This window comes from Sphingomonas crocodyli (assembly GCF_004005865.1).
In the GTDB taxonomy this organism is placed as follows: Bacteria; Pseudomonadota; Alphaproteobacteria; order Sphingomonadales; family Sphingomonadaceae; genus Rhizorhabdus; species Rhizorhabdus crocodyli.
Genome location: NZ_SACN01000001.1, coordinates 1,835,854 through 1,861,586, shown reverse-complemented (window position 1 = coordinate 1,861,586; position 25,733 = coordinate 1,835,854). Strand labels below are relative to the sequence as shown.

28 protein-coding genes and 1 tRNA gene are annotated in these 25,733 nt (G+C 65.9%); 13 read left to right on the top strand and 16 right to left on the bottom strand.

The features are described from left to right. The first annotated feature begins 71 nt into the window (after nt 1-71). On the top strand, nt 72-362 hold the full coding sequence (locus EOD43_RS08940) for a hypothetical protein (RefSeq protein WP_127743110.1): 291 nt from the start codon (nt 72-74) through the stop codon (nt 360-362). Nucleotides 363-377: 15 nt separating this feature from the next. Here EOD43_RS08940 and EOD43_RS08935 read toward each other — a convergent pair whose 3' ends face one another. Beyond that, on the bottom strand, nt 378-554 hold the full coding sequence (locus tag EOD43_RS08935) for a DUF4169 family protein (protein ID WP_127743108.1): 177 nt from the start codon (nt 552-554) through the stop codon (nt 378-380). A 59-nt stretch (nt 555-613) separates the two neighbouring features. Here EOD43_RS08935 and rnc point away from each other — a divergent pair, with 59 nt between their 5' ends. The 3 genes from rnc (at nt 614) to EOD43_RS08920 (ending at nt 3,297) form a co-directional block, all read left to right on the top strand. Next, a complete protein-coding gene (gene rnc, locus EOD43_RS08930) occupies nt 614-1,282 on the top strand; it encodes a ribonuclease III (RefSeq protein ID WP_127743107.1) in 669 nt (222 codons plus the stop codon). Beyond that, entirely contained in the window at nt 1,279-2,172 is an 894-nt protein-coding gene (gene era / locus EOD43_RS08925; RefSeq protein WP_127743105.1) for a GTPase Era, read from the top strand. The genes rnc and era overlap by 4 nt, the downstream gene beginning before the upstream one ends. A 66-nt stretch (nt 2,173-2,238) precedes the next feature. Next, nucleotides 2,239-3,297: an alpha/beta hydrolase gene (locus tag EOD43_RS08920; protein WP_127743103.1), complete on the top strand. Its 1,059-nt coding sequence runs from the start codon at nt 2,239-2,241 to the stop codon at nt 3,295-3,297. Nucleotides 3,298-3,301: 4 nt separating this feature from the next. On the opposite strand, the gene EOD43_RS08915 is transcribed toward EOD43_RS08920, so the two are convergent. Next, nucleotides 3,302-4,009, bottom strand: a complete 708-nt coding sequence (locus tag EOD43_RS08915; RefSeq protein WP_127743101.1) for an NAD-dependent deacylase — start codon at nt 4,007-4,009, stop codon at nt 3,302-3,304. A 7-nt stretch (nt 4,010-4,016) separates the two neighbouring features. Further along, on the bottom strand, nt 4,017-4,205 hold the full coding sequence (locus EOD43_RS08910; protein ID WP_127743099.1) for a hypothetical protein: 189 nt from the start codon (nt 4,203-4,205) through the stop codon (nt 4,017-4,019). A 152-nt stretch (nt 4,206-4,357) separates the two neighbouring features. Between EOD43_RS08910 and EOD43_RS08905 the strand changes: the two genes are divergently transcribed. The 4 genes from EOD43_RS08905 (at nt 4,358) to EOD43_RS08890 (ending at nt 7,010) form a co-directional block, all read left to right on the top strand. Beyond that, on the top strand, nt 4,358-4,900 hold the full coding sequence (locus tag EOD43_RS08905; RefSeq protein ID WP_127743097.1) for a fasciclin domain-containing protein: 543 nt from the start codon (nt 4,358-4,360) through the stop codon (nt 4,898-4,900). 180 nt (nt 4,901-5,080) lie between these two features. Then, nucleotides 5,081-5,836: a 4-hydroxy-tetrahydrodipicolinate reductase gene (gene dapB, locus EOD43_RS08900; RefSeq protein WP_127743095.1), complete on the top strand. Its 756-nt coding sequence runs from the start codon at nt 5,081-5,083 to the stop codon at nt 5,834-5,836. Nucleotides 5,837-5,960: 124 nt separating this feature from the next. Beyond that, nucleotides 5,961-6,617, top strand: a complete 657-nt coding sequence (gene nth, locus EOD43_RS08895; RefSeq protein WP_127743093.1) for an endonuclease III — start codon at nt 5,961-5,963, stop codon at nt 6,615-6,617. A gap of 9 nt (nt 6,618-6,626) precedes the next feature. After that, nucleotides 6,627-7,010, top strand: coding sequence for a hypothetical protein (locus EOD43_RS08890; RefSeq protein WP_127743091.1), 384 nt, complete (start codon nt 6,627-6,629; stop codon nt 7,008-7,010). Between the two features lie 69 nt (nt 7,011-7,079). On the opposite strand, the gene EOD43_RS08885 is transcribed toward EOD43_RS08890, so the two are convergent. Further along, complete coding sequence (locus EOD43_RS08885; protein WP_127743089.1) at nt 7,080-7,979, bottom strand: Coq4 family protein; 900 nt, start codon at nt 7,977-7,979, stop codon at nt 7,080-7,082. A 123-nt stretch (nt 7,980-8,102) separates the two neighbouring features. Next, nucleotides 8,103-8,945 carry a helix-turn-helix domain-containing protein gene (locus tag EOD43_RS08880; protein WP_127743087.1) on the bottom strand — a complete coding sequence of 281 codons (843 nt, stop codon included), beginning with the start codon at nt 8,943-8,945 and terminating at the stop codon, nt 8,103-8,105. A gap of 107 nt (nt 8,946-9,052) precedes the next feature. Between EOD43_RS08880 and EOD43_RS08875 the strand changes: the two genes are divergently transcribed. Next, nucleotides 9,053-9,847 carry a glycerophosphodiester phosphodiesterase family protein gene (locus EOD43_RS08875; protein ID WP_127743085.1) on the top strand — a complete coding sequence of 265 codons (795 nt, stop codon included), beginning with the start codon at nt 9,053-9,055 and terminating at the stop codon, nt 9,845-9,847. Here EOD43_RS08875 and EOD43_RS08870 read toward each other — a convergent pair. The 7 genes from EOD43_RS08870 to EOD43_RS08840 all read right to left on the bottom strand — a co-directional run bounded on the left by EOD43_RS08870 (nt 9,844) and on the right by EOD43_RS08840 (nt 16,078). Then, entirely contained in the window at nt 9,844-10,443 is a 600-nt protein-coding gene (locus EOD43_RS08870; RefSeq protein WP_127743083.1) for a glutathione S-transferase, read from the bottom strand. The two genes, EOD43_RS08875 and EOD43_RS08870, sit on opposite strands and share 4 nt — an antisense overlap. Beyond that, nucleotides 10,436-11,416, bottom strand: coding sequence for an oxygen-dependent tRNA uridine(34) hydroxylase TrhO (gene trhO / locus EOD43_RS08865; RefSeq protein WP_127743081.1), 981 nt, complete (start codon nt 11,414-11,416; stop codon nt 10,436-10,438). The genes EOD43_RS08870 and trhO overlap by 8 nt, the downstream gene beginning before the upstream one ends. Before the next feature lie 16 nt (nt 11,417-11,432). Beyond that, nucleotides 11,433-11,509, bottom strand: a tRNA-Arg gene (locus EOD43_RS08860). A 48-nt stretch (nt 11,510-11,557) separates the two neighbouring features. Beyond that, a complete protein-coding gene (gene dgcA / locus EOD43_RS08855; RefSeq protein ID WP_420822451.1) occupies nt 11,558-12,544 on the bottom strand; it encodes an N-acetyl-D-Glu racemase DgcA in 987 nt (328 codons plus the stop codon). Beyond that, nucleotides 12,541-14,064, bottom strand: coding sequence for a hypothetical protein (locus EOD43_RS08850; RefSeq protein WP_127743076.1), 1,524 nt, complete (start codon nt 14,062-14,064; stop codon nt 12,541-12,543). The genes dgcA and EOD43_RS08850 overlap by 4 nt, the downstream gene beginning before the upstream one ends. Beyond that, a complete protein-coding gene (locus tag EOD43_RS08845; protein ID WP_127743074.1) occupies nt 14,054-15,274 on the bottom strand; it encodes a polyhydroxyalkanoate depolymerase in 1,221 nt (406 codons plus the stop codon). Before EOD43_RS08845 ends, EOD43_RS08850 begins: the two co-directional genes overlap by 11 nt. Before the next feature lie 162 nt (nt 15,275-15,436). Continuing rightward, on the bottom strand, nt 15,437-16,078 hold the full coding sequence (locus EOD43_RS08840; RefSeq protein ID WP_127743073.1) for an alpha/beta hydrolase: 642 nt from the start codon (nt 16,076-16,078) through the stop codon (nt 15,437-15,439). Nucleotides 16,079-16,170: 92 nt separating this feature from the next. On the opposite strand from EOD43_RS08840, the gene EOD43_RS08835 reads away from it, so the two are divergent. Genes EOD43_RS08835 through EOD43_RS08825 form a run of 3 tightly spaced genes read left to right on the top strand, consistent with a single transcriptional unit; the run spans nt 16,171 to nt 18,637 of the window. Continuing rightward, the gene (locus tag EOD43_RS08835; protein ID WP_127743071.1) at nt 16,171-17,208 is read left to right on the top strand and encodes a cysteine desulfurase family protein; all 1,038 of its coding nucleotides are present in this window, start codon (nt 16,171-16,173) and stop codon (nt 17,206-17,208) included. Continuing rightward, a complete protein-coding gene (locus tag EOD43_RS08830) occupies nt 17,205-18,305 on the top strand; it encodes a cysteine desulfurase family protein (protein WP_127743069.1) in 1,101 nt (366 codons plus the stop codon). Before EOD43_RS08835 ends, EOD43_RS08830 begins: the two co-directional genes overlap by 4 nt. Continuing rightward, the gene (locus EOD43_RS08825) at nt 18,302-18,637 is read left to right on the top strand and encodes a 2Fe-2S iron-sulfur cluster-binding protein (RefSeq protein ID WP_127743067.1); all 336 of its coding nucleotides are present in this window, start codon (nt 18,302-18,304) and stop codon (nt 18,635-18,637) included. Before EOD43_RS08830 ends, EOD43_RS08825 begins: the two co-directional genes overlap by 4 nt. A 137-nt stretch (nt 18,638-18,774) precedes the next feature. Here the strand turns inward: EOD43_RS08825 and EOD43_RS08820 are convergent, their stop codons facing one another. Further along, complete coding sequence (locus EOD43_RS08820) at nt 18,775-20,550, bottom strand: ABC transporter transmembrane domain-containing protein (RefSeq protein WP_127743065.1); 1,776 nt, start codon at nt 20,548-20,550, stop codon at nt 18,775-18,777. An 87-nt stretch (nt 20,551-20,637) separates the two neighbouring features. Between EOD43_RS08820 and opgC the strand changes: the two genes are divergently transcribed. Beyond that, a complete protein-coding gene (gene opgC, locus EOD43_RS08815) occupies nt 20,638-21,762 on the top strand; it encodes an OpgC domain-containing protein (protein WP_127743063.1) in 1,125 nt (374 codons plus the stop codon). Between the two features lie 102 nt (nt 21,763-21,864). Here the strand turns inward: opgC and EOD43_RS08810 are convergent, their stop codons facing one another. From EOD43_RS08810 to EOD43_RS08800, 3 genes are all read right to left on the bottom strand, one after another. Next, entirely contained in the window at nt 21,865-22,374 is a 510-nt protein-coding gene (locus tag EOD43_RS08810; protein WP_127743061.1) for an RNA polymerase sigma factor, read from the bottom strand. Nucleotides 22,375-22,603: 229 nt separating this feature from the next. Then, the gene (clpX, locus tag EOD43_RS08805) at nt 22,604-23,875 is read right to left on the bottom strand and encodes an ATP-dependent Clp protease ATP-binding subunit ClpX (protein ID WP_127743059.1); all 1,272 of its coding nucleotides are present in this window, start codon (nt 23,873-23,875) and stop codon (nt 22,604-22,606) included. Nucleotides 23,876-24,014: 139 nt separating this feature from the next. Further along, on the bottom strand, nt 24,015-25,715 hold the full coding sequence (locus EOD43_RS08800; RefSeq protein ID WP_127743057.1) for a hypothetical protein: 1,701 nt from the start codon (nt 25,713-25,715) through the stop codon (nt 24,015-24,017). Nucleotides 25,716-25,733 lie beyond the last annotated feature (18 nt).

Genomic DNA, 25,733 nt, shown 5'->3' with positions numbered 1-25,733 from the left:
GCGTTCACCACGTCGCTTCATATGTCCTTTAGCAGCGCGCGCCCAGAAACGTCGCGAACGGAGAACAGGCCATGACAGCTCCCCAACGGCAGATTCGCGACGGCGGCACGCTTCAGGCGGTGCGCGCGCCGGAGCAGGTGAACCCGATCCAGGCGGCCGCGGCGAGCGCGCGCCCGATCGAATCCCCCGCGCGCGTACTGCAGGAACAGGTCGGCCGCTACGCCGCTGGCCAGTCTGTGCGCCTGCCGCGCGAGCATCGTTCGCACAATGCCGAACTGTCGCGCTTCATCCTGGGCGCGGTGACGCTCTGGGGCTGCACGCTGGGCGGCATCGGCGCGATCCTCGTCAAGGCGGCGATGTAAGCGCCGCTGCGGCGCTCACTCCTCCAGCTTCGCTCCGTCGACCGTGCGCTCGATCCGGGCGCGCTCCTTATCCGCCGCCTGTTTTTCCGCCTTCGTCCGGCCGAACGCCGCGCGGTTCGCATCGGCGCGGACCTTGTCGTCGGCGCGCTTCTTCGCCTTGCGGGCGCGGTTGAGGTTGATGATCTCGGCCATATGGCGAACCCTGCCCCGAAAAAGGTGACGGCGGAACCCGCTTCGTCTAAGGCGCGCCGATGAATGACGATGCCATCGCCGGCTGGGTGCGCGAGGCGCTGGGCCACACGCCCCGCGATCCGGCCCTGTTCACCCGCGCGCTGACCCACGGCAGCTACAATGCCGACCATTATGAACGGCTCGAATTCCTGGGCGACCGGGTTCTCGGCTTGATCGCGGCCGACTGGATTTATGTCGAGTTCCCGAACGAGCCAGAGGGCAATCTCTCCCGCCGTCTCAACGTGATCGTCAGCCGCGAAACCTGTGCCGAGGTGGGCCGCGAGATCGGCGTGCCCGAGCGGCTGATCCTGGGCAAGCAGGCGCGTGACGATGGCGCGCGCCATTCGGACAATGTCGTCGGCGACGTCGTGGAGGCGCTGATCGGCGCGCTCTATCTTGAGGCCGGACTGGAGGGCGCAACCGCCTTCGTCCGCCGCGTGTGGGGCGATCGCGTGACGCGGCAGGCCCAGGCCCCGCGCCATCCCAAGTCCGCGCTGCAGGAATGGGCCGCCGCCAATCGCTGCCGCCCGCCCGTTTACACGCTGGGTGCGCGCACCGGCCCGCACCACGCACCGCGTTTCAACGTGACCGTCGCCATCCCCGGCCGCGCCGAGGCCAGCGCCGAAGGCACGTCCAAGCAGGAGGCGGAAACCGCCGCCGCCAAAGCCCTTCTGGAGAAGCTCGCATGACCGAACGTTGCGGTTTCGTCGCCGTCGTCGGTGCGCCGAACGCCGGCAAATCGACCCTCGTCAACGCCATCGTCGGCCAGAAGGTCGCGATCGTCAGCCCCAAGGCGCAGACGACGCGCACCCGCCTGATCGGCGTCGCCATCGCCGAACAGTCGCAGATCCTGCTGATCGACACGCCCGGCATCTTTGATCCCAAGCGCCGGCTCGATCGCGCGATGGTCGCGGCCGCATGGGGCGGCGCGCAGGATGCCGATCTGATCGCGTTCGTCCTCGATGCCGAGGCCGGGATCACCAAGCGGGTCGCCCCGCTGGTCCAGACGCTGGCCGAACGGCGCGAGCCGAAGCTCGTCATCCTCAACAAGGTCGATCTCTGTTCGAAGGGATCGCTGCTCGAACTGGCGACCAAGCTTCAGGAAGCGTTGAGCCCCGAGGCGATCTTCATGGTCTCCGCCTCGACCGGCGACGGCGTCGATGATCTCAAGGGCGCGCTCGCTGCACGCATGCCCGAAGGGCCGTGGCACTTCCCCGAGGAGCAGGTGTCCGACGCCACCGACCGCATGCTCGCGGCCGAAGTGACGCGCGAGCAGCTCTATCTCCAGCTCCACGCCGAACTGCCCTATGACAGCGCGGTCGAGACCGAGAAATATGAGGAGCGCAAGGACGGATCGGTCGCGATCTACCAGCAGATCCTCGTCGCCCGCGACACCCAGCGCGCGATCGTGCTGGGCAAGCGCGGCGCGCGCCTGAAGGAAATCGGCAGCAAGTCGCGCGAGGAACTGACCAAGCTGCTCGATCGCAAGGTCCACCTGTTCCTGCATGTGAAGGTGGCCGAGAAATGGAGCGACGATCGCGGTCTTTACCGCGAGATCGGCCTCGACTGGGTCGACTGACCCAGTAACTGTCTTGCGATCGTCATGCCGCTGCTTCACCCTCGTCTCAAAAGCGAGGGCGATGGCATGGCACGAGTCTTTTTCGTCACCAACCGCAACTATAAGGGCCGCAATAACCAGGCGAAGTTCGGCGGCTCCTTTTCCGAAGATGGGGTGGCCGCACTCCGCTACGGCTATGCCGAACTGAGCATCGCGGGCGACGCGGCGAGCATCGACAGCGCGGTCGTCTTCCCCGAACCCGATCTCAAGAAACCGCTGGAGAAGCAGCCCAAATCGGGCAGCGAAGCCTTCCTACGCATGCTCAAGGACGCGATCGTCAACGGATGCGTCCATACCGTGATCTTCATCCACGGCTTCAACGTCAGCTTCGAAGACGCGCTCAAATCGGCCGCGCTCCTGTCGGACAGCCTGGAGTTCGAGGGCAAGAAGCTCAACGTCGTGCTGTTCAGTTGGCCGTCGGATGGCAAGGCCATCCCGCTGATGTCCTATTATAGCGACCGCGACGATGCCCGCGTCACCGCCCCCGCGCTGGCCCGCCTCTATCTGCGGCTATGGGACTTCATCAGCCAGATGAAGACCGACGAATATTGCGGCCGCGCGCTCCACATATTGGCGCACAGCATGGGCAATTATGTGCTGCGCAACGGGCTGCAGGCGCTGCGCGCGAAGGAACCGCGCCGGATCGCGCGCTTGTTCGATCAGATCATCCTCGCCGCGCCCGACGAGGATGACGACGCCTTCGAAACCGACGACAAATTGCGCATGCTCCCCGCGCTCGCGCGGCAGGTGACCGCCTATTACAACCGCAATGATCGCGCGCTGCTGGTGTCCGACAAGACCAAGAGCAATCCCGACCGGCTAGGGTCGGACGGGCCCCGCATGATCGACATGGTGCCCAAGAAGGTCGCCTTCGTCGATTGTAGCCGCTTCGCCGGCCAATCCGACACGCTCGTCCAGCACAGCTATTTCGTGAACTGCAAGGAAGTGACGGCCGATATCCGCGCAGTGCTGGAGGGGTTCATGCCCGACGACATCGGCAATCGGGAGATCGTCCGCGCCGAGCGCCTCTATCGGCTGGGCAATGCTGCGGAGAAGGTGATCGTTCACCCCACCCCGCCCGCCTGACCGCTCAGCCGCGCAGCACCTCGTCCACCCAGGCGGGCACCAGCACGCTCGCCGGCCCCATCCGGCTCTCGTCGAAATTGTAGCTGCCGGCGGATGGCTCGAGGTTGAGTTCGAGCGTCTCTGCGCCGAAATGTCGCGCCATCTGGACATAGCCCGCCGCCGGATAGACCGCACCCGACGTGCCGATCGACACGAACAGATCGGCCTCGGCCAACGCCGCCTCGATCCGATCCATCTCGTACGGCATCTCACCAAAGAAGACGATGTCGGGCCGCACGCCACCGCCCTCCCCGCACATCGCGCACTCCGGCCCGTCGAGCATCGCTCCGCCGAACGCGGCGCGTCCGCCGCAGCCCTCGCACAGTGCCGACATCAGCTCGCCGTGCATATGGAGCAGCCGCTTCGCTCCGGCGCGTTCGTGCAGATCGTCGACATTCTGGGTGACGATCAGCAGGTCGCCGGCCCACTTGGCGTCCAGCCGCGCCAGCGCCTCATGCGCCGCATTGGGCTTCACCCGCCCCAGCGCCGCGCGCCTTTGATCGTAGAAATCGAGCACCAGCGGCCTGTTCCGCGCCAGCGCCTCGGGCGTGCAGATATCCTCGACCCGATGCCCCTCCCACAGCCCGCCGGGTCCGCGAAACGTATCCAGCCCACTTTCGGCCGAGATCCCCGCGCCGGTGAGGACGACGATGTTGCGGACGGCGGCGGGCATGGTTCTCCTATCGATCCGCCCAGGGCAACGCGCGATTAAGGGTTTCGACGACTTCGGCCATCGGCTCGATCACGGTGACGCTGCGCCCCTCGCCGAAGCGGATGCGGGTGCCGTCGGTGACCGAGGAGATGAAGGTGACTTGCGCCGCATTGATGGCGGTTTCCAGGCGATCGGTGTCGGTAAGGGTGACGATCATGGCACATCCTCCTTCATTATTTGTGCCGCCAGATTAGGCCGCTTTTTATCGCTGTCACCGATAAATAATCGCTCCGTCGCATCCATATCGCATCTCGCCCCGTAACTGACGGTGCTTCCCAAATACGGGATGCTTCGAGAGGACTTCTTCCCATGAGCATCAAGTTTCGCCTTAGCCTGGCCGCGATCGCGCTCGCCGTCGCCACGCCCGTCATCGCCAATCCGATGGTCGGCGGCGCCGCGATGTACCCGACCAAGACGATCGTCGACAACGCGGTGAACTCGAAGGATCACACGACCCTGGTCGCCGCCGTGAAGGCCGCCGGTCTGGTCGAAACGCTGCAGGGCGCGGGGCCGTTCACCGTGTTCGCGCCGACCAACGACGCCTTCGGCAAGCTGCCCGCGGGCACCGTCGAAACGCTGGTGAAGCCCGAGAACAAGGGCACGCTGACAACCGTCCTGACCTATCATGTCGTCGCCGGCCGCATGACGTCCAAGGACATCGCCGCCGCGATCAAGGCCGGCAACGGCAAGGCCAGCCTCACCACGGTTCAGGGTGAAAAGCTCACCGCGTGGATGCAGGGCGACAAGCTGGTCCTCACCGATGCCAAGGGCGGCAATTCGACCGTCACGATCAAGGACGTGATGCAGTCCAACGGCGTGATCCACGTCGTCGACACCGTCCTGATGCCGTAAACAACACCGGGGCCAGGCACCCCTGGCCCCATTCGTCATCCCGGCGGAGGCCGGGATCTCAGGAGAGTCGCGGACCGACAGAGACGCCTGAGATCCCGGCCTCCGCCGGGATGACGGATATGGTTGCGTCCCCTCCACTCCCGGCCCATTAAGCCGCCGGATCAAACAAGGCGGGACGGCATGACGGCGATCGGGATTTTGGGCGCGCAGGGACGGATGGGCCTCGCAATCGCCAATGAGGCGACCGGCCTGGGCGCCACGATCGCGGGCGGCGTCGATCGCGAAGGCGCGGTCGTCGGCCCGTATGCGGATGCTGCAGCGCTCGCCGGTGCCGCCGACGTCCTGATCGACTTCTCCTCCCCCGCCGCGCTCGAAGCGCATCTCGCGGCGGCCGAGGCGGCAGGCAAGCCGATCGTCATCGGCACGACCGGCCTGAAGCCCGAGCATCATGCCTGGATCGACAAGGCCGCGAAGCGCATCGCGGTCCTCCAGTCGGCCAACACCTCGCTGGGCGTCAACGTGCTCAGCCTGCTGGTCGAGCGCGCGGCAAAGATGCTGGGCACCGACTGGGATATCGAGATCGTCGAGATGCACCATCGTCACAAGGTCGACGCCCCGTCGGGCACCGCCTTGCTGCTCGGCGCATCGGCCAATATCGGCCGGGGTGCGGCCAACGGCACAGACCTCAACCGCATCGACCGCATGGGCGACGATGCCGGCGCCCGCGAAGAAGGCGGCATCTACTACGCCTCGCTGCGCGGCGGATCGGTGGCGGGCGATCATCAGGTCGTGCTGGCAACCGATGGCGAACGGATCGAACTGGGCCACCGCGCCGAAAGCCGCGCGATCTTCGCCAAGGGCGCGGTGAAGGCCGCCCTGTGGCTCGCGGGCAAGCCGGCCGGCCGCTACACGATGGGCGACGTGCTGGGCCTCTGATGCGCGGGCCGTCCTCCCCCACCCCGTTCGTGTCGAGCGAAGTCGAGACACGGTCCTGCGCGCCCAGCCAACGTGTCTCGACTTCGCTCGACACGAGCGGTGGTTTTGGGGGCGGATACGCGAGATGAAAAAGGCCGACGTCTTCGAGTTCTACAGGCGCCTCGCGGAGACCGATCCGGCGCCGGAGACCGAGCTCGAATATGTGAACCCCTATACGCTGCTGGTCGCGGTCGCGCTGTCCGCGCAGGCGACCGATATCGGGGTCAACAAGGCGACGAAGCTGCTTTTTCAGGAGGTGCAGACCCCGCAGGCGATGCTCGATCTGGGCGAAGAGGGGCTGAAGCAGCACATCAAGACGATCGGCCTGTTCAACACCAAGGCGAAGAACGTCATCGCCGCCGCGCGCATCCTGGTCGACGACTATGATGGCGAGGTGCCGCAGAGCCGCGAGGCGCTGGAGCAATTGCCCGGCGTCGGGCGCAAGACCGCCAATGTCGTGATGAACGTCGCCTTCGGGGCGGAGACGATCGCGGTCGATACCCACATCTTCCGCGTCGGCAACCGTACCGGCCTGGCGAAGGGCACGAACGTGCTGCAGGTCGAACTCAAGCTCGAAAAGGTGACGCCCGCGCCCTTCCGCCAGCACGCTCACCATTGGCTGATCCTGCACGGGCGCTATATCTGCAAGGCGCGCAAGCCCGAATGCTGGCGCTGCCCGGTGGACGATCTGTGCGCCTTCAAGCCGAAGACGCCGGCGCCAAAGGAAAAGATCGCTGCATAGGAGGTTGCCGTGAAACTCCGCCTATCCATCCTCGTTGCCATCGCCGCCCTGACCGCGACCGCGGACGCCCGCCCGCTCAAGCCCGAGCAGGAGGCGTTGATCAAGCCCGACGGCAAGGCCGTCAGCTGCATCCCCATCAACCAGATCCGGTCGAGCCGCGTGCGCGACGACAGCACGATCGATTTCTACATGAACAACCGGAAGGTCTATCGGAACAAGCTGCCTATGAGTTGTCCGTCGCTCGGTTTCCAGGAGCGGTTCGGCTACGCGACCTCGATCTCGCAGCTTTGCTCGACCGACATCATCACCGTGCTGTTCTCAAACCCCAATTTCATGCCCGGCGCATCGTGCGGCCTTGGCCAGTTCCAGCCGGTGACGGGCGCGCCCAAATAAAAAACCGGCGGCGCTTCCCCCCTTCGGAAGCGCCGCCGCACTACGTCCGCCAGGACGAACTGTTATCGTTCAGCCGACCGAAGCGTGGAGCGACCACGCCCATTCCTCGCCCGGCCCGCGCTCGAAACCGAGATCGGCGGCGACGTCCTCGACCGGCCAGTCGAGATAATCCTCCCAATCGACCATCATCAGCGGCTTCTTGATCGCCTCGCCCGCCGTGATGCCCAGCCGCATCGCGTGAAGCTGCGCCGGCATCAGCGCGGGATAATGGAGCGACACGCGATAATATCCGGTCGCGCTGACGAACATGTTCGCTTCCGACAGATATTGGGCGAGCTTGGGGGTGAAATAGGCCGCGATCGACGTCGTGTTCATGATTGCCAGCGCTTCCTCGCCCAGCTGGTGCGGGCCGAAGCCGGTGATCATATGTTCGATATCGTGGTTCGCCACGCGGCGCTTCATCACATATTCGATGTCGTTGCGAACCTCGAGACCCGCCTTCATGAAGTTCATCTCCATGCCGCTCTGGCTGATGAACGCATGGATCTGCGCGCCCAAGGTGCCGGGCTTGCAGGCGGCGACGATATCGGGCGTGTAGCTGGTCATCCGCCGCGCATCGAGCCAGGCGGCCAACTCCGGCTTCTTCGCCCGTTCCGCCTGCATCAGCGCATAGAATTCGGCATTGTCGCGCACCTCGGCCAACGCGCGGACCATGTTCGGGATCAGATAGGTTTCGGGCAGATCCGGCCCATGCCGCCGCAGCGCGAACTGCGCGAAAGTTTCGCGGAAATAGGGATCGTTGAGATATTTCGAATTGGATGTGAGCACGCTCGACACCGCCGGCTCGGCATCGCCGCGCATATAGCGTTTCTCGGCCTCGGTCAGCGCGCGGCGCTCATTGGCGTCGGCGATCGTCGACGGATCCTCGATACGCTCGCGATCGAGCGTGGCGACCTCTGGCGGTGTCATCGGCCTCTCCTCTTATGATCGGGAGGATATGCCTTTGACGCCGCCCGGCAAGCGCCGGGGACAGGTCTTTGCACCCCGCCCCGCCTTATGGCCCATTTGGCCCCGTCAGATGACCCGTAACACTCAGCGGCGCAGAAACGCCCCGTCGAGCATCGGCGGAAAGCTGCCCGCGTCGTGGATGCGCCCGACGATATCGTCGGGCTGCATCACCGCCCCCGTCGCATACCAGCGCACCTTGTCGTGCGGCAGGTTGCGATCCTTGTCGCCCAGCGCGAACAGCTGCGCCATGAAGTGATTGAACAGCTCGTCGGCCTTGGCGAAGCTCTCCTCGCTCAGCCGCGCCAGCCCCGAACGGCAGATGGCATGCGGATCGGTGAAATCGAGGTCGGCGAACAGCTTACGCCAGCGCTCCTGCAGATTGTGTAGCATCTGTTCGTTGAGCTGCGCAAAGGGGCGCAGCGACGCGCGCAGCTTGACGCGATTGGCCGGATAGAGCGCGATCACCCCGATCTTGTCGAGCTTGGTGAGCAGGAAGGTCATCTCGCTCTCGCTCAGTTGCAGATTGTGGCCGATGCGATCGACGCTCCATCCCTTGCTGAGCAGGTAGAAGGTGAGGCCCAGCACCTGATTTTCGGCCAATGCCGCCTCCTGCGCGGCGTTCAGGAAGCTGCTCGACACCGCCTCGGCATCGACCGCGAGTTCGGCGAGTTCGAGCAGGTCGGTATCGACGACGGCGCAGATCCGCTCAAGCGCCGCAACCGTCAGGCCCCGCCCGCTCATGTAGCGTTTCATCGTCTTCTCGCTGACGCCAATCTCCTTGGCGACATCGGCATAACGCAGGCCCGCGGCGTGAAAGAGTCGCTTGAGCTGCGCGAGCATCCGCCCGCTGTCGACATTGCCGCGCCGCACGCCTTCGTTTCTTTCCCTGGCGGCCATCATCATCCCCTCCCCGGCTGATGCACGCATCCAACCCTTTATGCGGGACCGGTCAACCCGAAATCCATCAACAGGGGTCAGGAGCCGTCCCGCACGAATTGATCGACGCTGTCATTATGCGCGCATAGGCTGGCGACATGCTGACCCTGCTCCTGCTCGCCGCCGCCGCGTCCTCCGATCCGCTTCTGTGCGCGCCGGGATCGGGTCCGCATATCGTGGCGCATCGCGCGCGGCGCGACGTGGATCGGCCGGAAAACAGCCTCGCCGAAATGAAGGCCACCGTCACCGCCGCGCCTTATATGCTGGAGATCGACCTGAGCGAGACGCGCGATGGCGTCATCCGCCTGCTCCACGACGACGATCTCGATCGCACCACCAATGGCCACGGGCCGCTCGCCGCGATCACCAGCAACGAGGCGGCGAAGCTGCGCCTCAAGGATAGCGCCGAACCGCCGCCCCGCTTCGATACGGCCGCACGCTGGGCTGCGCGCAATCCCGGCGCCACGCTGATGCTCGATATCAAGAAGGTGCCGCCCGCCCGGATCGCGCCGATCGCCGATCGCGTGGGGATGACCGGCCGGGTGCTGCTGCTCACCTTCGACCGTAAGACCACCGAAGCCGCGATCGCCGCCGATCCGATCTGGCGCATCTCGGCGCTGGTGCGATCAAGCGAAGAACTGCGCAGCTACCAGGCGCTTTTTGGCGATCGGCCGTTCGTGGCCTACCTGCCGACCTTCTCACCGACCGCCCTGTTCGCCGAAGCGCGTGCCGCTGGCGTCACGATCCTGACCGACGCGATGAGCGGCGGCATGGCCTCACCCGACAAACTCGCCGCATCGGATGCGGGCGCCTATCGCCGCTATCTCGCCGATCGCCCCGCCGATCTGCTGGTCACCGACCACGCTACGCGCCTTCCTGCCTGCGTCCGTTAAGGCCGCCACACCTCGTGCCGCGCCATCACCCGTTCGAACAAAGGCGAGGCCAGTTGAACGCCCAGCCAGCGCTGCACGCCGGGTAAAGGCTGCACATCGAACCACGCCTGATCGGTGGCGGCGAACTGGCGCACGAAGGGCATCAGCGCCGCATCGGTTAAGGATCGCGATGCGCCGCAAAGCCAAAGCTGGCGCGACAGACGATCCTCCAGCACCGCCAGCATGTCCATCGCCGCCGCACGATGCTCGGCCGGGTCGGAGCCATGCCGCTCGGGATATTTGTATCGATCGAGGTGGTGCTTGAACGCGCCGTCATTCGCCGCGATCAGCGTGTCGTCATCGCCATCGAGCCAATGTTCGGGATCGTTCCGGCCCAGCGCCCAGCGCATGATGTCGATGCTCTGATCGATCACCTGCCCGTCCGGCAGCACGAGCACCGGCACGGTGCCCTTGGGCGACGCGGCCAGCATCTCCGCAGGCTTGGCCGACAGCTTGACCTCGCGCAGCTCGAACGCCGTCTCGCTCACCAGCAGCGCAAGGCGCGCGCGCATCGCATAGGGGCAGCGCCGGAAACTGTAGAGGACCGGTTCAGTCATCCCGCGTCGGATAGGTCGCGCCGACATGCGCCACGCCCCGCGCCTCGGCGAGGCCCGTCTGGCGGTGCCGTTCGGCATAGCCCGCCTTCTGCGCATCGCTGCGATCGGCATGGCAGGCGGGGCAGCTCACCCCCGCGACATAGAGGTCGGATGCGCGATCCGCGACGCTCACCGGCATGCGGCAACCGTGGCAAAGCTCGTGCGTGCCGGGTGCGAGGCCGTGGCCGACCGCCACGCGCTGATCGAACACGAAGCATTCGCCTTCCCACCGGCTCTGCTCGGCCGGCACGCTTTCGAGATAAGCGAGGATGCCGCCCTTCAGGTGATAGACGTCCTCCACCCCCTCCGACGCCAGGAACGCCGTCGACTTTTCGCAGCGTATGCCCCCGGTGCAGAACATCGCGACGCGCGGCTTCTCGCCTTTGGACAGAAGCGCGTCGCGATGTTCGCGAAACCATGCCGGGAAATCGCGAAAGCTGCGCGTCTTCGGATCGATCGCCCCCGCAAAGGTGCCGACCGCGACCTCATAATCATTGCGCGTGTCGATCAGGATCGTGTTCGGATCGTCGATCAGCGCGTTCCAGTCGCCCGGCGCGACATAATGGCCGACGTCGGCGACCGGATCGATCGCGGGTTCGCCCATCGTCACGATCTCGGCCTTGATGCGCACCTTCATGCGATGGAACGGCATCGCCGCCGCCCGGCTCTCGCGCACGCCGATATTAGCGCAGCCCGGCAGCGTGCGAATATGATCCAGAACCTCGCCGATCGCCGCGTCCGTGCCCGCGATCGTGCCGTTCAGCCCCTCATGCGCGACCAGCAACGTCCCCTTCACCCCGCGCGAACAGCAGGCGAGCGCGAGCGACGCGCGCACGGCCTCGCGATCCGCAAAGGGCGTGAAGCGGTAGAGCGCGACGACCCGGATAGGGAAATCGGCAGCGTCCGGGACGTGATCTGTGTCTGACTGCGGCATTGGCCTGCGGAGTTAATGGCGCACCCGAAGGGATTCGAACCCCTGGCCTCTGCCTTCGGAGGGCAGCGCTCTATCCAGCTGAGCTACGGGTGCGTTGAGGGGCGCTTAGCAAAGGGTTGTGCCCCCCGCCAGCGCAAATCTTCACCCCCAGAGCGCGGGATCGGGTGGCGAGGCGATGCCGTTGGCAAACACGATGCCGGGGCTGCGGTCGCGCGCGAGCAGCAACGGCCCGTCGATATCGACCCAGCGCGCGCCCTGCGCGACGATCGTGGCGGGCGCGATGCCGAGCGAGGTCGAGAGCATGCAGCCGACCATGATCTCCAGTCCAGCCGCCTTGCCCTCCGCCGCCAGCGCCAGCGCCTCGGTAAGGCCGCCCGCCTTGTCGAGCTTGATATTGATCGCGGCATAGCGGCCGACGCACCGCGCGAGATCGGTGCGGTCCTGACAACTTTCGTCAGCGCACAGCGGAATCGGCGAGGTGACGCCGTCGAGCAGATGATCCTGCCCCGCCGCCACCGGCTGTTCGATCAGTTCGACGCCGAAGGGCAGCAGACGCGCGGCTTCGGCGGCGACATCGCGCCCCGTCCAGCTTTCGTTGGCGTCGACGATCAGGCGCGCCTCGGGCGCCCCGCGACGCACGGCGGCGACGCGATCGAGATCGCCCTCCCCCGCCAGCTTGAGCTTGAGCAACGGATAGATGGGCGCCGCGGCGCGGGCATCGGCCTCCATCTTCGCCGGATCCGCGACCGAGATCGTGAAGGCGGATTGGACCGGCGTGATCGCGGGCAAGCCTGCGGCCGCCCAGGCGCGAACGCCGCTCGCCTTGGCTTCGATATCCCACAAGGCCGCATCGATCGCATTGCGCGCCGCACCGCGCGGCATCGCCTTTAGCAGCGTCGCCCGGTCGATCCCGCCCGCAATCGCATCGGCCATCGAACGCGCCTGATCCGCGACGCTCTCGGCGCTTTCGCCGTGATAATAGATGGCGGTGCCTTCGCCCCGGCCGACATGCGACCCGTCGGCGATCTCGACGCAGACGACGTCGACCTGCGTCTTGGCGCCACGCGCGATCGTGAACGCCCCGGCGACCGGCCAGGTCTCGATCCGGACGTCGAGACGTCGCATCAGGTGAGGTTCGATCCCTTGGCTCGCGGCACCGGGAGTTCACCCGGCGTCGGCCACATCGCCTTGGGCAGCAGGCGCCCCTTGCGCTCGAACGCCGCCTTCACCGCCGGCCGCGCGAGGAAAGCCTGCCACAGCAGCCGCAACCGCGACGGCGATGCCGCCCATTGCGAGGCCGCCGGTTGGAACTGGACGACGAGGTTGCTTGCCACATCCTTGTCGTCGATCGCCTTGACCAGCATCTTCTCCGCCTCGGCATCGCGCTTCAGGCAGAGCAGAGCCTCGATCGTCGCGGGCTGATTCTGCTGCGCGACGGCGATCAGCTTCGCCATTGCGGCATTGGCCTCGGCGGTGCGGCCCAGCGATCCCAGCGCGCAGATTTCGGTGCGATCAACCCAGCGGCGGCCATAATCGGTCAGATATTGCGCGGCGGTGGCGTTGATCGCGCGCGCGGCGGTCAGCGCCTGTTCCTCACGCCCCGCCTCGTCGAGCATTTCGGCATAGGTGACGAGCGTCGCGGCCGCCTCGGGCGTCTTCATCAGATTGAGCGCGGCGAAGCCCGACATCAGCTTGAGCGCCTCATCGGTCCGCTTGAGCGCCAGCAGCGCGCGGGCGCGGATCAGGGCCGTGCGCACGGCATCGCGATCCATGCCATTCTGCAGCACAACGTCCGACGTCATCTGGACGACGTCGGCATAGCGGCCGAGCAGCAGCATCGCCGCCGCAGCATCACGCAGCGCGCCCGGCGTATCGGGATTGTCCGAATAGAGATCGAGCTTCGCCTTGGCATAGCGATCGACCATCGGCTTGCCGTTGGGGCCGAGCATATCCTCGATCGACGGCCACAAAACCGAATAGCGGCGCTCGATCGCCATCGCGGTCAACTGCTCTGGCTCCTCGACCCGTTCGAGCAGGTTCGCGGCCTCATCGGCGCGGCCCTGATCGACCAGCGAGTCGATCGCGCCCTGCGTCACGCTGATCCGCAGATCGGGCATGTCGGCGGGCAACCAATCGGCCTTGGCGAGCGCGACCATCATCCGCCCGCGCGCATCGAACGCGCGCTGCTCGCCCAATTGGATCGCGATCGCGCGCACCGAAGCGCCGGTCAGCAGCTCCAGATTCTTGGGCGACGATCCCGCAAGCTGGACGATCTTGTCGGCGGCATCGACGAAATGGCTGGAATCCGCCGCGACGAGCACGCCGAAGGCCTGAACCAGCCCGTCCTTGGGCATCGTCTTGGCCAATTCCTGCTGAACCGCCGGAATCTCGCCGGTGCGGCCGGTGGCGGCCAGGCAGGCAAGCCGCATCCGCTGCACGATCGGCCGCTGCGGCGTTTCGCCCAGCTGCGGCACGATTGGGTCGAGCGCGGCCAGCACACCCGCACAGTCATTGTTCATCGCCGCCGCCTGCGCCGCCTGCAGCGAGGCGTCGGGCGAGGTCGGCAGCGTAGTGGTTTCGACAGCGTGAACCGGCGCTGCCGCAGCGATCAGAAGGCCCGCAAAACCGATCGTGGCCTTACGCCCCATGCTTGACGATCCAATCCTCGACGACGGGGGCGATCTTCTCGCGCCAGCGGCGGCCGTTGAAGATGCCGTAATGGCCGACACCCTCGGCGATCATATGCTTCTTGTGCGTCTTTGGCAGATTGGTGGCGATGGTCAGCGCCGCCTTGGTCTGGCCCAGGCCCGAAATATCGTCCTTCTCGCCTTCGATCGCCAGCAGGCCGCAATCGACGATCGCGCCCGGATCGACCTTGCGCCCGCGATGGGTAAGCTCGCCCTTGGGCAGCAGGTGCCGTTGGAACACGCTGTCGATCGTCTGGAGGTAGAATTCGGCGGTCATGTCGCAGACCGAACGATATTCCTCGTAAAACTTCTTGGTCGACTGCGCGCTTTCCTCATCGCCCTCGACGAGATGCTTGAACATCCCCCAATGGCTGACGAGGTGGTTGCCCAGGTTCATCGCCATGAAGCCGGCCAGCTGCAGGAAGCCCGGATAAACGCGGCGGCCACCGCCCGGATACAGCACCGGCACGGTGTGAATGACATTCTGCTCGAACCAGCTGAGCGGCCGCTGCGTGGCGACGGTGTTGACCACGGTCGGCGCTTCGCGCGTGTCGATCGGCCCGCCCATCATGGTCAGCGTGCGCGGACGGCACGGATGCTTGTCCTCGCACATCAACGCCGTGGCGGCATAGGCCGGCACCGACGGCTGGCAGACGGCGAGCATATGCGTGCCCGGCCCGATCTTCTCCAGAAACTCGACGACGTAATCAATGTAATCGTCCAGATCGAAGCTGCCTTCCTCGATCGGCACGTTCCGCGCATCGCGCCAGTCGGTGATGTACACGTCAGCAAAGGGCAGCATGCGTTCGGCGGTGCCGCGCAGCAGCGTCGCATAATGGCCCGACATCGGCGCAACGATCAGCAGCTTGGGGCTGCCCGTCACGCCCTTGCGACGGAAGCGCTTGACCTGGCCGAACGGCTTGCGAAGGATGATTTCCTCGGTGATCGGCACAGTCTTGCCGTCGATCACGACCTCGGTGAAGCCGAAAGCCGGCTTGCCGCGCGATGCCGAAGCATGGGCGAAGACGTCGAGGCCCGACGCCATCATCGGCGCCATCGAAGCATAAGAGAACGGATTCAGTGGGTTCTGGAGCCATTCTGAGCTGATATCGGCCCAGGTGCTGGCGACCGACAGCAGGTTACGCTGAAACTCATACGCATTGTACAACATCGAACCGCTTCTCCGCTTTGCCACAGCCGTTTTACGACCAACTCGGCAGATCACGCAATGCGAACGCCGCAACCCGGACTGCGGGTCCGACAATTGCCTAACAATGGTTAGAAATCAGCGAATTTTCGTCGTACCGACTGGATCGGTACGACGAAAGAACGATTACTGGTTCAGACGCATGTCCAGATAGCCGTCCACCGACTGCATCAGCTGCGGCATCTCGTCGGCGAAGAAGTGGTTCGCCTGCGGGATGGTGTCGTGGTGGATGGTGATGTGGCGCTGGGTGCGCAGCTTGTCGACCAGCTTCTGGACCGCACCCGGAGTCACGACCTCGTCGGCCTCCCCCTGGATGATGATGCCCGACGAGGGACACGGCGCCAGGAAGGTGAAGTCATACATGTTCGCGGGCGGCGCGACCGAGATGAAGCCCTTGATCTCCGGACGGCGCATCAGCAGCTGCATGCCGATCCACGCGCCGAAGCTGTAGCCGGCGATCCAGGTGGTCTGCGCCTCGGGATGGATCGACTGGACCCAGTCGAGCGCCGATGCCGCGTCCGAAAGTTCGCCAATGCCGTTGTCGAACACGCCCTGGCTCTTGCCGACGCCGCGGAAATTGAAGCGCAGGGTCGCGAAGCCACGGCGCACGAAGGTCTGGTACATCGCCTGGACGATGCGGTTGTTCATCGTGCCGCCCGACTGCGGATGCGGGTGCAGGATCATGGCGACGGGCGCGCGCGGGCGCGGCCCCGGATTGAAGCGGCCTTCGAGACGACCTTCGGGTCCGGGGAAGATGACTTCGGGCATCTTTGTCCTTGAATGCTGGCGGCGCGCGGGAATGGCGTCCTAATGATCGTCCGCCTATATAGAAATGGCTTGGCTTTGCGCAATCTTTGGAAATGCTTCTGTCGAACCGAATCTATCTCGATCATGCCGCGACCACGCCGATGCTGCCGGAGGCGATCGCGGCGATGGCGGACGGCCTTGCGCGCTGGGCCAACCCCTCCTCCCCCCATGCCGAGGGCCGTGCGGCGCGGGCTGCGCTGGAGGATGCGCGCGCCCGAATCAAGGCGGCGCTGGGCTGGAAGCACGACCTGATCTTCACCAGCGGCGCGAGCGAGGCGCTGGCGATCGCACTCGGCCGCGCGAAGGCGGGGCCGCGCTTCATCTCGGCGGTGGAGCATGACGCCGTGCGCCGTGCCGCGCCCGATGCGGGAATATTGCCCGTCGATGCCGACGGTATCGCCGATCTTGCCGCCATCGCCGGCGATCGGCCTCTGGTGGCCGTGCAGGTCGTCAATAACGAGACGGGCGTGATCCAGCCGCCGATCGGCGACCAGCTCTGGCTTGCCGATGCCGCGCAGGCGGCGGGCAAGTTGGCCTTGCCGGACGCCGATTTCGTCACGATATCGGCGCACAAGCTGGGCGGCCCGCCGGGAATCGGCGTACTGCTGATCCGCGACCTTGCGACCCTGAACGCCAGCGGCGGACAAGAGCAGGGCTATCGCGCTGGCACCGAAAATCTGCCCGCCGCTCTGGGTTTCGCCGCCGCGCTCGAAGCCGCCCAACCGTGGATGGATCGCGCCGCCAAACTGCGCGCCCGGCTCGATAGCGCGATCGAGGCGGCGGGCGGCATCATCGTCGCAAAGGATTCCCCGCGCCTGCCGACGATCGCCAGCTATCGGATGCCCGGCGTCGCCGCCACCGCGCAGCTAATCCGCTTCGATCTGGCCGGGATCGCGGTATCGGCGGGCAGCGCCTGTTCTTCGGGTAGCCTGAAGCCCAGCCACGTCCTCGCCGCAATGGGATGGGACGAGACCACCGCGCGCGAAGTGGTCCGCGTCAGCTTCGGGCCGTCGACGACATCGGACGAGATCGATCGCTTCGTCGCCGAATGGACCAGGATCGCCGAAAGCGCGCGGAGCCGCGCCGCATGATCTATCTCGATTATCAGGCAACCACCCCGCTCGCCCCCGAAGCCAGGGCGGCGATGCTGCCCTATCTCGACGACAAGTTCGGCAACCCGCATTCGGCCCACAAGCTGGGCCGCGAAGCCGCAGCGGCGGTCGAGGTCGCACGCGATCAGGTCGCGGCGCTGCTGCCTGTGGGCGGGCGCACGATCTTTACCAGCGGCGCGACCGAGGCGCTCAACCTTGCGATCAAGGGGCTGCCCCCCGGCGATATTGTAACGATCGCTACAGAACATGCGGCCGTCCTCGACACAGTCGAGGCGCTGGCCTGGGCCGGGCGCAACGTCACCCTGCTCCCGGTCGGCCCCGACGGGCTGGTCGACATGGCCGCCGCAATGGGCGCGATCGTGCCGGGCGTGGCGGCGGTTGTTGCCATGCTGGTGAATAACGAGATCGGCGTGATGCACGATCTCGCCCCCCTCGCCGATCTCGCGCACCATGCGGGCGCCGCCTTCGTCTGCGATGCCGTGCAGGGCTTTGGGCGGGTCGCCATTCCCGATTTCTGCGATCTGGTCGCTATCTCCGCGCACAAGATCCACGGACCGAAGGGCATCGGCGCGCTCTGGGTGCGCGATGGAATCGCCCTCGCCCCCCTGCTCCACGGCGGCGCGCAGGAACAGGGGCTGCGATCGGGCACGCTCGCGCCGATGCTCTGCGCAGGGTTCGGTGCGGCGGCGAAGCTGGCTTCCGAGCGACGCGACGCCGATGCCGCGCATGTCACCAAATTGTGGGATCGGCTGGCCGCGCCCTTCCTCGCCGAAGGCTGGACGATCAACGGATCGGTCGATCGCCGCTACAAGGGCAATCTCAATATTCGCCGCCAAAGCATTGATTCCGCGAAGCTGATCTCCGGCCTGCGCGACATCGCCTTTTCTTCCGGTTCGGCCTGCGCGAGTGGTTCGGGGCGGCCGAGCCATGTTCTCAAGGCGCTGGGCCTGTCCGACGCCGAAGCGCGCGCCAGCATCCGCCTCGGCTTCGGGCGATACACGACCGAGACGGAGATCGATGAGGCCGCCCGATTGATTCTCGACGCCGCCGCGCGGCAGGCTATGTGGGCGGCATGACCCGCGTGACCTTCCTCTCCGCCGATGGCGAGCAGCGTTCCGAAGTCGATGCGCCCGCGGGCCATCGCCTGCTCGAAGTCGCGCAGAATGATGGTCAGCCGCTCGAAGGCACATGCGAGGGGCAGATGGCCTGCTCGACCTGCCACGTCCTGATCGCGGCGGAGGATTTCGGCAAACTCCCCCGCGCCTCCGAAATGGAGGAGGATCTGCTCGACCTCGCAAGCCACGTCACCCGCTATTCGCGGCTCGCCTGCCAGATCGAACTGACCGATGCGATCGACACCCTCACCGTGCGCATGCCCGGCGGGGTCAAGAACATGCAGGGCAGGTAACAACTCATCCTCCCCCGCCAGGGGGAGGTGTCAGCGCAGCTGACGGAGGGGGAGGATGCAATGTCTTCCAGTGAGCCGCCGCCCTCCCCCTCCGTCGCCTATCGGCGCCACCTCCCCCTGGCGGGGGAGGATAAAGATCAGGCCGCCATATCGCTGAACTGGAGCCGCGCGAGGCGGGCGTAGAGCCCCTCGCGCGCCGTCAGCGAGGCGTGGGTGCCTTCCTCGACGATCCGGCCCTGATCCATCACGATGATGCGATCGGCAGCACGGACGGTCGCCAGACGATGCGCGATCACGATCGTCGTGCGGTTCGCCATCAGCCGGTCGAGCGCATCCTGCACCAGTCGCTCCGATTCCGCATCGAGCGCCGACGTCGCCTCGTCGAGCAGCAGCAGCGGCGCATCGCGCAGCAGCGCGCGCGCAATCGCGAGCCGCTGACGCTGTCCGCCCGACAGCCGCGCGCCGCCTTCGCCCAGGAAGGTATCCAGCCCCTGCGGCATCGCGCGCAGGAAGCTGGCGGCGTTCGCGGCCTCCGCCGCCTTCCAGATATCGTCCTCGCTCGCGTCCCAGCGGCCGTAGCGCAGATTGTCGCGCGCCGAGGCGCCGAAGATCACCGTTTCCTGCGGCACGATCGCCAGACGCGCGCGGATCGCGGCCGGATCGGCATCGGGCAACGCCACGGCGTCGAGCCGGATCGCCCCGCCTTCGGGATCGTAGAAACGCTGCGCAAGCTGGAGCAAAGTCGATTTGCCCGCCCCCGAAGGCCCGACCACCGCCACCATTTCACCCGGCGCGATCGACAGCGAGAAGTCGTCGAGCGCCTTCACCTCGGGCCGCGTCGGATAGCGGAAGGTGACGTGATCGAAGGCCAGAGTGCCGACCGCCGGCACCGGCAGCGCCACCGGATGGGCGGGCGCATGGATTTCGGGTTCGGCGTGGAGCAGTTCGGACAGGCGCATCGCCGCCCCCGCCCCGCGCACCATATCGCCATAAGCCTCGGCCAGCGCGCCGAACGCGCCCGCCATCAGGCCGCCGGTGATGATGAACGCCGCGATCGATCCGCCCGACAGGCGACCGGCGGCAACGTCGATCGCGCCCTGCCACATCACCATCGTGATCGATCCGAAGATCAACCCCATGATCGCGGCGGTCATGATCGCGCGCATCAGGATGCGGCGCTTGGCGGTGCCGAAGGTCGAAGCGACCACGGTGCCGAACCGTTCTGCCTCGCGCTTTTCCTGCCCGAATGCCTGAACGATCTTCATCGCGCCCAGCACCTCGGCGATCATCGCGCCGACATCCGCAATCCGATCCTGGCTGCTGCGCGAAAGACCGCGCAGGCGCCGCCCCATCACCAGCACCGGCGTCAGCACCAGCGGAATGCCGATCAACAGCATCGCCGCCAGCTTCGGCGCGATCGAGAAGAGGTAGATCACGCAACCGATCGCCAGCACGACGTTGCGCAGCGTGACCGACACCGTTGTCCCCACCACCTGCTCGATGATCGCGGTGTCGGCCGTCAGGCGCGACGCGATCTCGGACGGGCGGTTCTCCTCGAAGAAGCGCGGCGCGAGGCGGAGCAGGTTCGCCTGCACCGCGATCCGGATGTCGGCGACGACACGCTCGCCGATCCACGACACGAAGTAGAAGCGAAACGCTGTGCCCAGCGCCATGATCGCGACGATCAGCAGCAAATATCGGAAGTACGGCGCGACATCTCCGCCCGAGGCGATGAACCCCTTGTCGATCACCATCTGGAAACCGCGCGGGATAGCCAGGGTCGATCCCGCCGCCACCACCAATCCCAGCGCCGCGGCCATGATCTGCAACGGATAGCCGCGGGCAAAGCCCCACAGCATCCTCAGCTCGCCAATCTTCCCCCGCGGTGCCTTGTCGTCCGAGTCTTTCGCCATGCGCGCGAACTAGCATCCCTCCCGCGCGAAGGCGAGAAGCGCGCAACCATTGCGATGCGCGTCTGCCGCCCCTAATGCGGCCGAAGAGTGAGCCATTCCGAGAACTTCACCGCACCTACGACCCCGCCGCGCGAACGCGATACGGCGATCGATGTCCTGCGCGGGCTGGCGCTGATCACGATCACGATCAACCACATCACCGGCTTCACCGATCGTATGGGGCTGGTGGGGATGCAATTCCCCACCCTCACCCTCTGGGGCTTTTCCAGCGCGGCCGAAGTGTTCTTCGTCCTGTCGGGCTATCTGGTCGGCGCGGTCTATTTCGCGAAGGTGAAGCAGCCTTCGCTCGGCGGCTTCGCGGCCAAGGTGTGGCGACGCGCGGGCAAGCTCTACGTCTATAATCTGGCGCTGTTCGTGGCGCTGATCCCTTTGTGCCTCGCCTCGCCCGATCTGGCGCGGCTGGGCTTCTACAGTTGGTTCTTCAAGCATGAGCCGTGGGGCTACGTCGAGTTCCTGCTGCTCTACGTCCAGCCTTACTGCCTCGAAATCCTCGTCACCTATATCGTGCTGCTGGCAACCGCGCCGCTCTTTGCCCTGCTGCTGCGGCTCCAGCCCTTCGTCGCGCTCGTCGCCTCGGTCGGCCTCTATTGGTATGCGCACGAACATATTCGCTTCAACATTCCGGGCGGATCGCCGGTGGGCGACTGGCTGTGGAACTTCAATCCGGCGTCGTGGCAGGCGCTGTTCTTCGTCGCGATGGCGGCGGGGCGCTGGCGCATCCTCGATTGGCTGCGCCGGAAGACTCAGGGTAACTGGTGGCTGCTGATCGCCGCCTGGGCGCTGTTCGCGGGGCTGACCGTGCTGTTCCTTGCGCAGACCTGGTACGGATTCCGCATCGATTTCGTCAGCAAGATCCGCGTCGGCCCGGTCCGCACCGCGCACGCATTGTCGGTGATCTGGGCGATCCTAACCCTGTTCTGGATGTGGCCGCGGCTGGGGCGCTTCTGGCTGTTCCGGCAGGTGGCGATCATCGGATCGAACTCGCTCCAGACCTTCGTGGCCTGCGTCGCGATCAGCTATGCCGCCGGCTATATCTGGATCGAACATGCGCGCACGCACGACGCCTATATCGCCCTGTGCATCGGCAGCGTGGTGGTGCTGGGCCTCGTCGCGAACGGTTATGCGCGTTGGAAGGCGCGCGCTTCCACTTAACTCGTCATTGCGAGGAGCCGAAGGCGACGCGGCAATCCATTCCGAACTGCGGAGTGGATTGCTTCGCTACGCTCGCAATGACGAGAAAAATTAGCGGGGGGCTTAACCGACCGCCGCCAGTTCGCGCGTGAGCAGCATCATAGCGCGCGCCAGATGCTTTTCGACGGTCGAGATCGACAGGCCCATCGCCTCGGCCACCTCGCCCGGCGTCCTTTCCTCGATCCGGCGCATCACGAAAGCGCGGCGGCTCTGCGCGGGAAGTGTCGCCACGAACCGTTCGATCTGGCGAAGCTGATCGCGCGCGGCGAGCATCGGTTCGGGGCTGGCGGAGGGCTGCACGGCCTCCATGTCAACGATCGGTTCGAACGAAGCGATCGCCCCGCGCCGCCCCTCGTCGATCAGGATGTTGCGCGCGACGCGGAACAGATAGTGTTTGCCGTTGCCGACGCCGCCCCAATCCTCGGCCGAAAAGGCGCGCGCCAGCGCCTCCGCCACCACATCGTCGGCATCGTCGTCACTACGCACGCTCGATCGCACGCGCCGCCGCAGCGCTCCCGCATGCGGCATCACTTCGCGCGTGAACCAGTCAATCTTCGAAACCCCTGGACCCATTCCGCTCCCCGAAAGCCGGAATCGATCCCCCTGCGACGTCTTTGTTTATTTGATCGGAGGAAATCACCTTTGGAGGGGGTTGTCCACTCCCCACCTCGTCATTGCGAGAAGCCGCAGGCGACGAAGCAATCCAGGCCCGCACAAGAGCAGGTCATGAACCTACTCCCATGCGGGCCTGGATTGCTTCGCTACGCTCGCAATGACGAGCTAAAGGGGAAAGCCGCGCGGCTTACGCCGCGTCGCCGGCCTTTTCCTTGCCCTTCTTGGAAAAGACGCGGACCGGTTCCTTGCGGCCTTCGACCACGTCCTTGTCGACCACGATCTCCTCGACGCCTTCCATCGACGGCAGATCGAACATCGTGTCGAGCAGCAGCCCTTCGAGGATCGAGCGCAGGCCGCGGGCGCCGGTCTTGCGCATGATCGCCTTGCGGGCGACCGCGATCATGGCGTCGTCGGTGAAGCTGAGCTTCACGCCCTCCATGTCGAACAGCTTCTGATACTGCTTGGCCAGCGCATTCTTCGGCTCGACCAGGATCTTGACCAGAGCGGTCTCGTCCAGATCCATGAGCGTCGCGATCACGGGCAGACGGCCGACGAATTCGGGGATCAGGCCGAACTTGAGCAGATCTTCCGGCTCGCACTGCTGCAGCGTCTCGCCGGTGCGACGCTCCTCGGGAGCCGCCACATAAGCGCCGAAGCCGATCGACTTGCCCTGCAGGCGATCGCCGATGATCTTTTCGAGGCCAGCGAACGCACCGCCGCAGATGAAAAGGATGTTGGTCGTGTCGACCTGCAGGAACTCCTGCTGCGGATGCTTGCGGCCGCCCTGCGGAGGCACCGACGCGGTCGTGCCTTCCATCAGCTTGAGCAGCGCCTGCTGCACGCCTTCGCCCGAAACGTCGCGCGTGATCGACGGATTGTCGGCCTTGCGGCTGATCTTGTCGATTTCGTCGATATAGACGATGCCGCGCTGCGCCCGTTCGACATTGTAGTCCGACGCCTGGAGCAGCTTCAGGATGATGTTTTCGACATCCTCGCCGACATAGCCCGCTTCGGTGAGCGTGGTCGCATCGGCCATCGTGAACGGCACGTCGAGCAGGCGCGCCATCGTCTGCGCGAGCAGCGTCTTGCCCGAGCCCGTCGGGCCGACGAGCAGGATGTTCGACTTGGCGAGTTCGACGTCGGCGCCCTTCGCGCCATGATCGAGCCGCTTGTAATGGTTGTGGACCGCGACCGAGAGGACACGCTTCGCCTTTGCCTGCCCGATCACATACTGATCGAGGTGCGCGCAGATGTCATGCGGGGTCGGAACGCCGCCATCCTTCTTGGAGATGAGCGCGCCCTTGGTCTCTTCGCGGATGATGTCGTTGCACAGTTCTACGCATTCATCGCAGATGAACACGGTCGGCCCGGCGATCAGCTTGCGAACCTCGTGCTGCGATTTCCCGCAGAAGGAGCAGTAGAGGGTGCTCTTCGAGTCGCCGCCGGTCAGTTTCGTCATGCTCTCATCCTATCGGCCAAAACACCGGCCTTCCATAAAGGGGTATCCTAAACCCCGGCTTACCGCCGCCGCAACCGGGAATCGGCGGTAGGGGCGCGACGCTGGCATCTCTGGCAGGAACATGCCCACCCCGTTCGAACTATATGGAGCCGTCACGGTTCCGCACAAGGGCGCGATATCGCGTGATGAGACCTATCGCCAACAATGTCAGCAAAAGCCCCGCAGATGCCCAGCTTATGGCCGCGCCGATCCGCTCCGCAGGCAGCGCCGGCATGGTGATTTCGACTCGATGGCGGCCGGCTGGAACGGGCACGACCACATAATTGTCGGGCGCCGGCAGCCGCTCGGTCGGGCGCCACGCCGATCCGTCGATCCGCATGTCCCAGCCCGAATAGGCCCATTGCCGCACGATGATCCGAGTCGCCGCGGGCGCATTGGCGACGAACGTGATCGCCCGACTCTTCCACTGAAGGACATGGACCTCGGTCGCCGGGTCCACCGTGATCACGCGCTTGGGGCCGAACCGGCGGGCATGTTCGAAGTCGCCGACCCAATATTCGTTCACGTCTCGGGCGTAGTCCTTGAGGTAGGCGGGCGGCCAATTTTCGGTCCGCTGCGCCGCGCGCCACACACGGATGCCCAGCATGCCCGCATCGGCGACGAACAAGGCCGGGATGAGCGCCAGCAGCAGCATGCGCCCGCGATTCGCCTGCCGCCCCTGCGCCACCGCATCCCACGCCATCCCGCCTAGCCCTGCGAGGATCAACGTGTGGAGCGTCAGCATCCGCCACGCGAACTGGATCCGCGCCCAGGGCAGATCCTCACGCCACAGCGGCCGCGCCACCTCGGTCATCAGCACAAGGATGATCGCGAAGGCGATCAGCAGGAACAGCCGCGCCCGCGCGTCGACCGGCTTAGTCTGCCGGGTGAGCAGCATCACCCCGCCCAGCATCAGCACATGGACGGCCAGGCAGATCAGCGCCGCGCCTTCGATCCCCGGATCGGGCCAGCGCACGGACGAGAAGAACAGATAGTTGGTCGGCTTGTAGATGCCGTTGAACAGATGCTGCCCGTTGATCAGGTGGACCTGCGTCAGCGCGGGGCCGAGATAGGCGGCCGCCAGCCCGACCCCCAAAGCCGCCGCCAGCCCGGTCGTCACCCAGATCCGCACCGCATTGCTGCGATCCGCAATCGCCACCGCGTAGAGGCACAGAAACGGCGCACCGAACAAGGCGGTCGGCGCGTGGCTGTAGAGCAAGGCCGCGATGCTGATCGCGAAGCCCGCCCAGCCCGAACGCTCCCCCGCGCGGACCGCATGGGCATAACGCAACCCCCAGGGCAGCACGCCCATCCCGACCAACTCGGCACAGGCCGCGCGCTGATAGCTGTCCATGAAGGCGTGATAGGGCAGCAGCAGATAGATGGCGGCGCCCAGCAGCGCGCCCTTGCGGCTCACCCCCATCGCCTCGAGCCAGCGCAACACGCCCCACCCGCCGACGATGCGCGCGAGCAGCAGGATCGCGATCACCCGGCTTCCGGACCACTCCGCCCCCGGCAGAACCGGATCGAGCAAGGCGGGCAGCCACTGGCTGAGCGGCGGATAGATGAAGAAGACCGGGCTGCCCGACCCGAAGTTCAGATCGGGCAGCCAGCGCGGCCAAAGATCGCCCTGCCAGAAGGCCTGGGCGAAATGCCCTTGCCAGCGATAGGCGATGTAGCTGTCGCCCGTCAGCGCCGCCGGATCGACCAGAGCGGGGCCGAGCAGCACGATGCTCAACACGACGATGGCGAACAGCGCCATGCGCGGACGCGACAACGCCGCCCCGATCCGGTCGATCATGGGCGGCGCTGCGGTTGG

What these genes read in the sequence shown, in the direction of transcription:
- EOD43_RS08940 (WP_127743110.1), top strand. Translation starts at nt 72, where the DNA reads ATGACAGCTCCCCAACGGCAGATTCGCGACGGCGGCACGCTTCAGGCG.
- EOD43_RS08935 (WP_127743108.1), bottom strand. Translation starts at nt 554, where the DNA reads ATGGCCGAGATCATCAACCTCAACCGCGCCCGCAAGGCGAAGAAGCGC.
- rnc (WP_127743107.1), top strand. Translation starts at nt 614, where the DNA reads ATGAATGACGATGCCATCGCCGGCTGGGTGCGCGAGGCGCTGGGCCAC.
- era (WP_127743105.1), top strand. Translation starts at nt 1,279, where the DNA reads ATGACCGAACGTTGCGGTTTCGTCGCCGTCGTCGGTGCGCCGAACGCC.
- EOD43_RS08920 (WP_127743103.1), top strand. Translation starts at nt 2,239, where the DNA reads ATGGCACGAGTCTTTTTCGTCACCAACCGCAACTATAAGGGCCGCAAT.
- EOD43_RS08915 (WP_127743101.1), bottom strand. Translation starts at nt 4,009, where the DNA reads ATGCCCGCCGCCGTCCGCAACATCGTCGTCCTCACCGGCGCGGGGATC.
- EOD43_RS08910 (WP_127743099.1), bottom strand. Translation starts at nt 4,205, where the DNA reads ATGATCGTCACCCTTACCGACACCGATCGCCTGGAAACCGCCATCAAT.
- EOD43_RS08905 (WP_127743097.1), top strand. Translation starts at nt 4,358, where the DNA reads ATGAGCATCAAGTTTCGCCTTAGCCTGGCCGCGATCGCGCTCGCCGTC.
- dapB (WP_127743095.1), top strand. Translation starts at nt 5,081, where the DNA reads ATGACGGCGATCGGGATTTTGGGCGCGCAGGGACGGATGGGCCTCGCA.
- nth (WP_127743093.1), top strand. Translation starts at nt 5,961, where the DNA reads ATGAAAAAGGCCGACGTCTTCGAGTTCTACAGGCGCCTCGCGGAGACC.
- EOD43_RS08885 (WP_127743089.1), bottom strand. Translation starts at nt 7,979, where the DNA reads ATGACACCGCCAGAGGTCGCCACGCTCGATCGCGAGCGTATCGAGGAT.
- EOD43_RS08880 (WP_127743087.1), bottom strand. Translation starts at nt 8,945, where the DNA reads ATGCGTGCATCAGCCGGGGAGGGGATGATGATGGCCGCCAGGGAAAGA.
- EOD43_RS08875 (WP_127743085.1), top strand. Translation starts at nt 9,053, where the DNA reads ATGCTGACCCTGCTCCTGCTCGCCGCCGCCGCGTCCTCCGATCCGCTT.
- EOD43_RS08870 (WP_127743083.1), bottom strand. Translation starts at nt 10,443, where the DNA reads ATGACTGAACCGGTCCTCTACAGTTTCCGGCGCTGCCCCTATGCGATG.
- trhO (WP_127743081.1), bottom strand. Translation starts at nt 11,416, where the DNA reads ATGCCGCAGTCAGACACAGATCACGTCCCGGACGCTGCCGATTTCCCT.
- EOD43_RS08850 (WP_127743076.1), bottom strand. Translation starts at nt 14,064, where the DNA reads ATGGGGCGTAAGGCCACGATCGGTTTTGCGGGCCTTCTGATCGCTGCG.
- EOD43_RS08845 (WP_127743074.1), bottom strand. Translation starts at nt 15,274, where the DNA reads ATGTTGTACAATGCGTATGAGTTTCAGCGTAACCTGCTGTCGGTCGCC.
- EOD43_RS08840 (WP_127743073.1), bottom strand. Translation starts at nt 16,078, where the DNA reads ATGCCCGAAGTCATCTTCCCCGGACCCGAAGGTCGTCTCGAAGGCCGC.
- EOD43_RS08835 (WP_127743071.1), top strand. Translation starts at nt 16,171, where the DNA reads ATGCTTCTGTCGAACCGAATCTATCTCGATCATGCCGCGACCACGCCG.
- EOD43_RS08830 (WP_127743069.1), top strand. Translation starts at nt 17,205, where the DNA reads ATGATCTATCTCGATTATCAGGCAACCACCCCGCTCGCCCCCGAAGCC.
- EOD43_RS08825 (WP_127743067.1), top strand. Translation starts at nt 18,302, where the DNA reads ATGACCCGCGTGACCTTCCTCTCCGCCGATGGCGAGCAGCGTTCCGAA.
- EOD43_RS08820 (WP_127743065.1), bottom strand. Translation starts at nt 20,550, where the DNA reads ATGGCGAAAGACTCGGACGACAAGGCACCGCGGGGGAAGATTGGCGAG.
- EOD43_RS08810 (WP_127743061.1), bottom strand. Translation starts at nt 22,374, where the DNA reads ATGGGTCCAGGGGTTTCGAAGATTGACTGGTTCACGCGCGAAGTGATG.
- clpX (WP_127743059.1), bottom strand. Translation starts at nt 23,875, where the DNA reads ATGACGAAACTGACCGGCGGCGACTCGAAGAGCACCCTCTACTGCTCC.
- EOD43_RS08800 (WP_127743057.1), bottom strand. Translation starts at nt 25,715, where the DNA reads ATGATCGACCGGATCGGGGCGGCGTTGTCGCGTCCGCGCATGGCGCTG.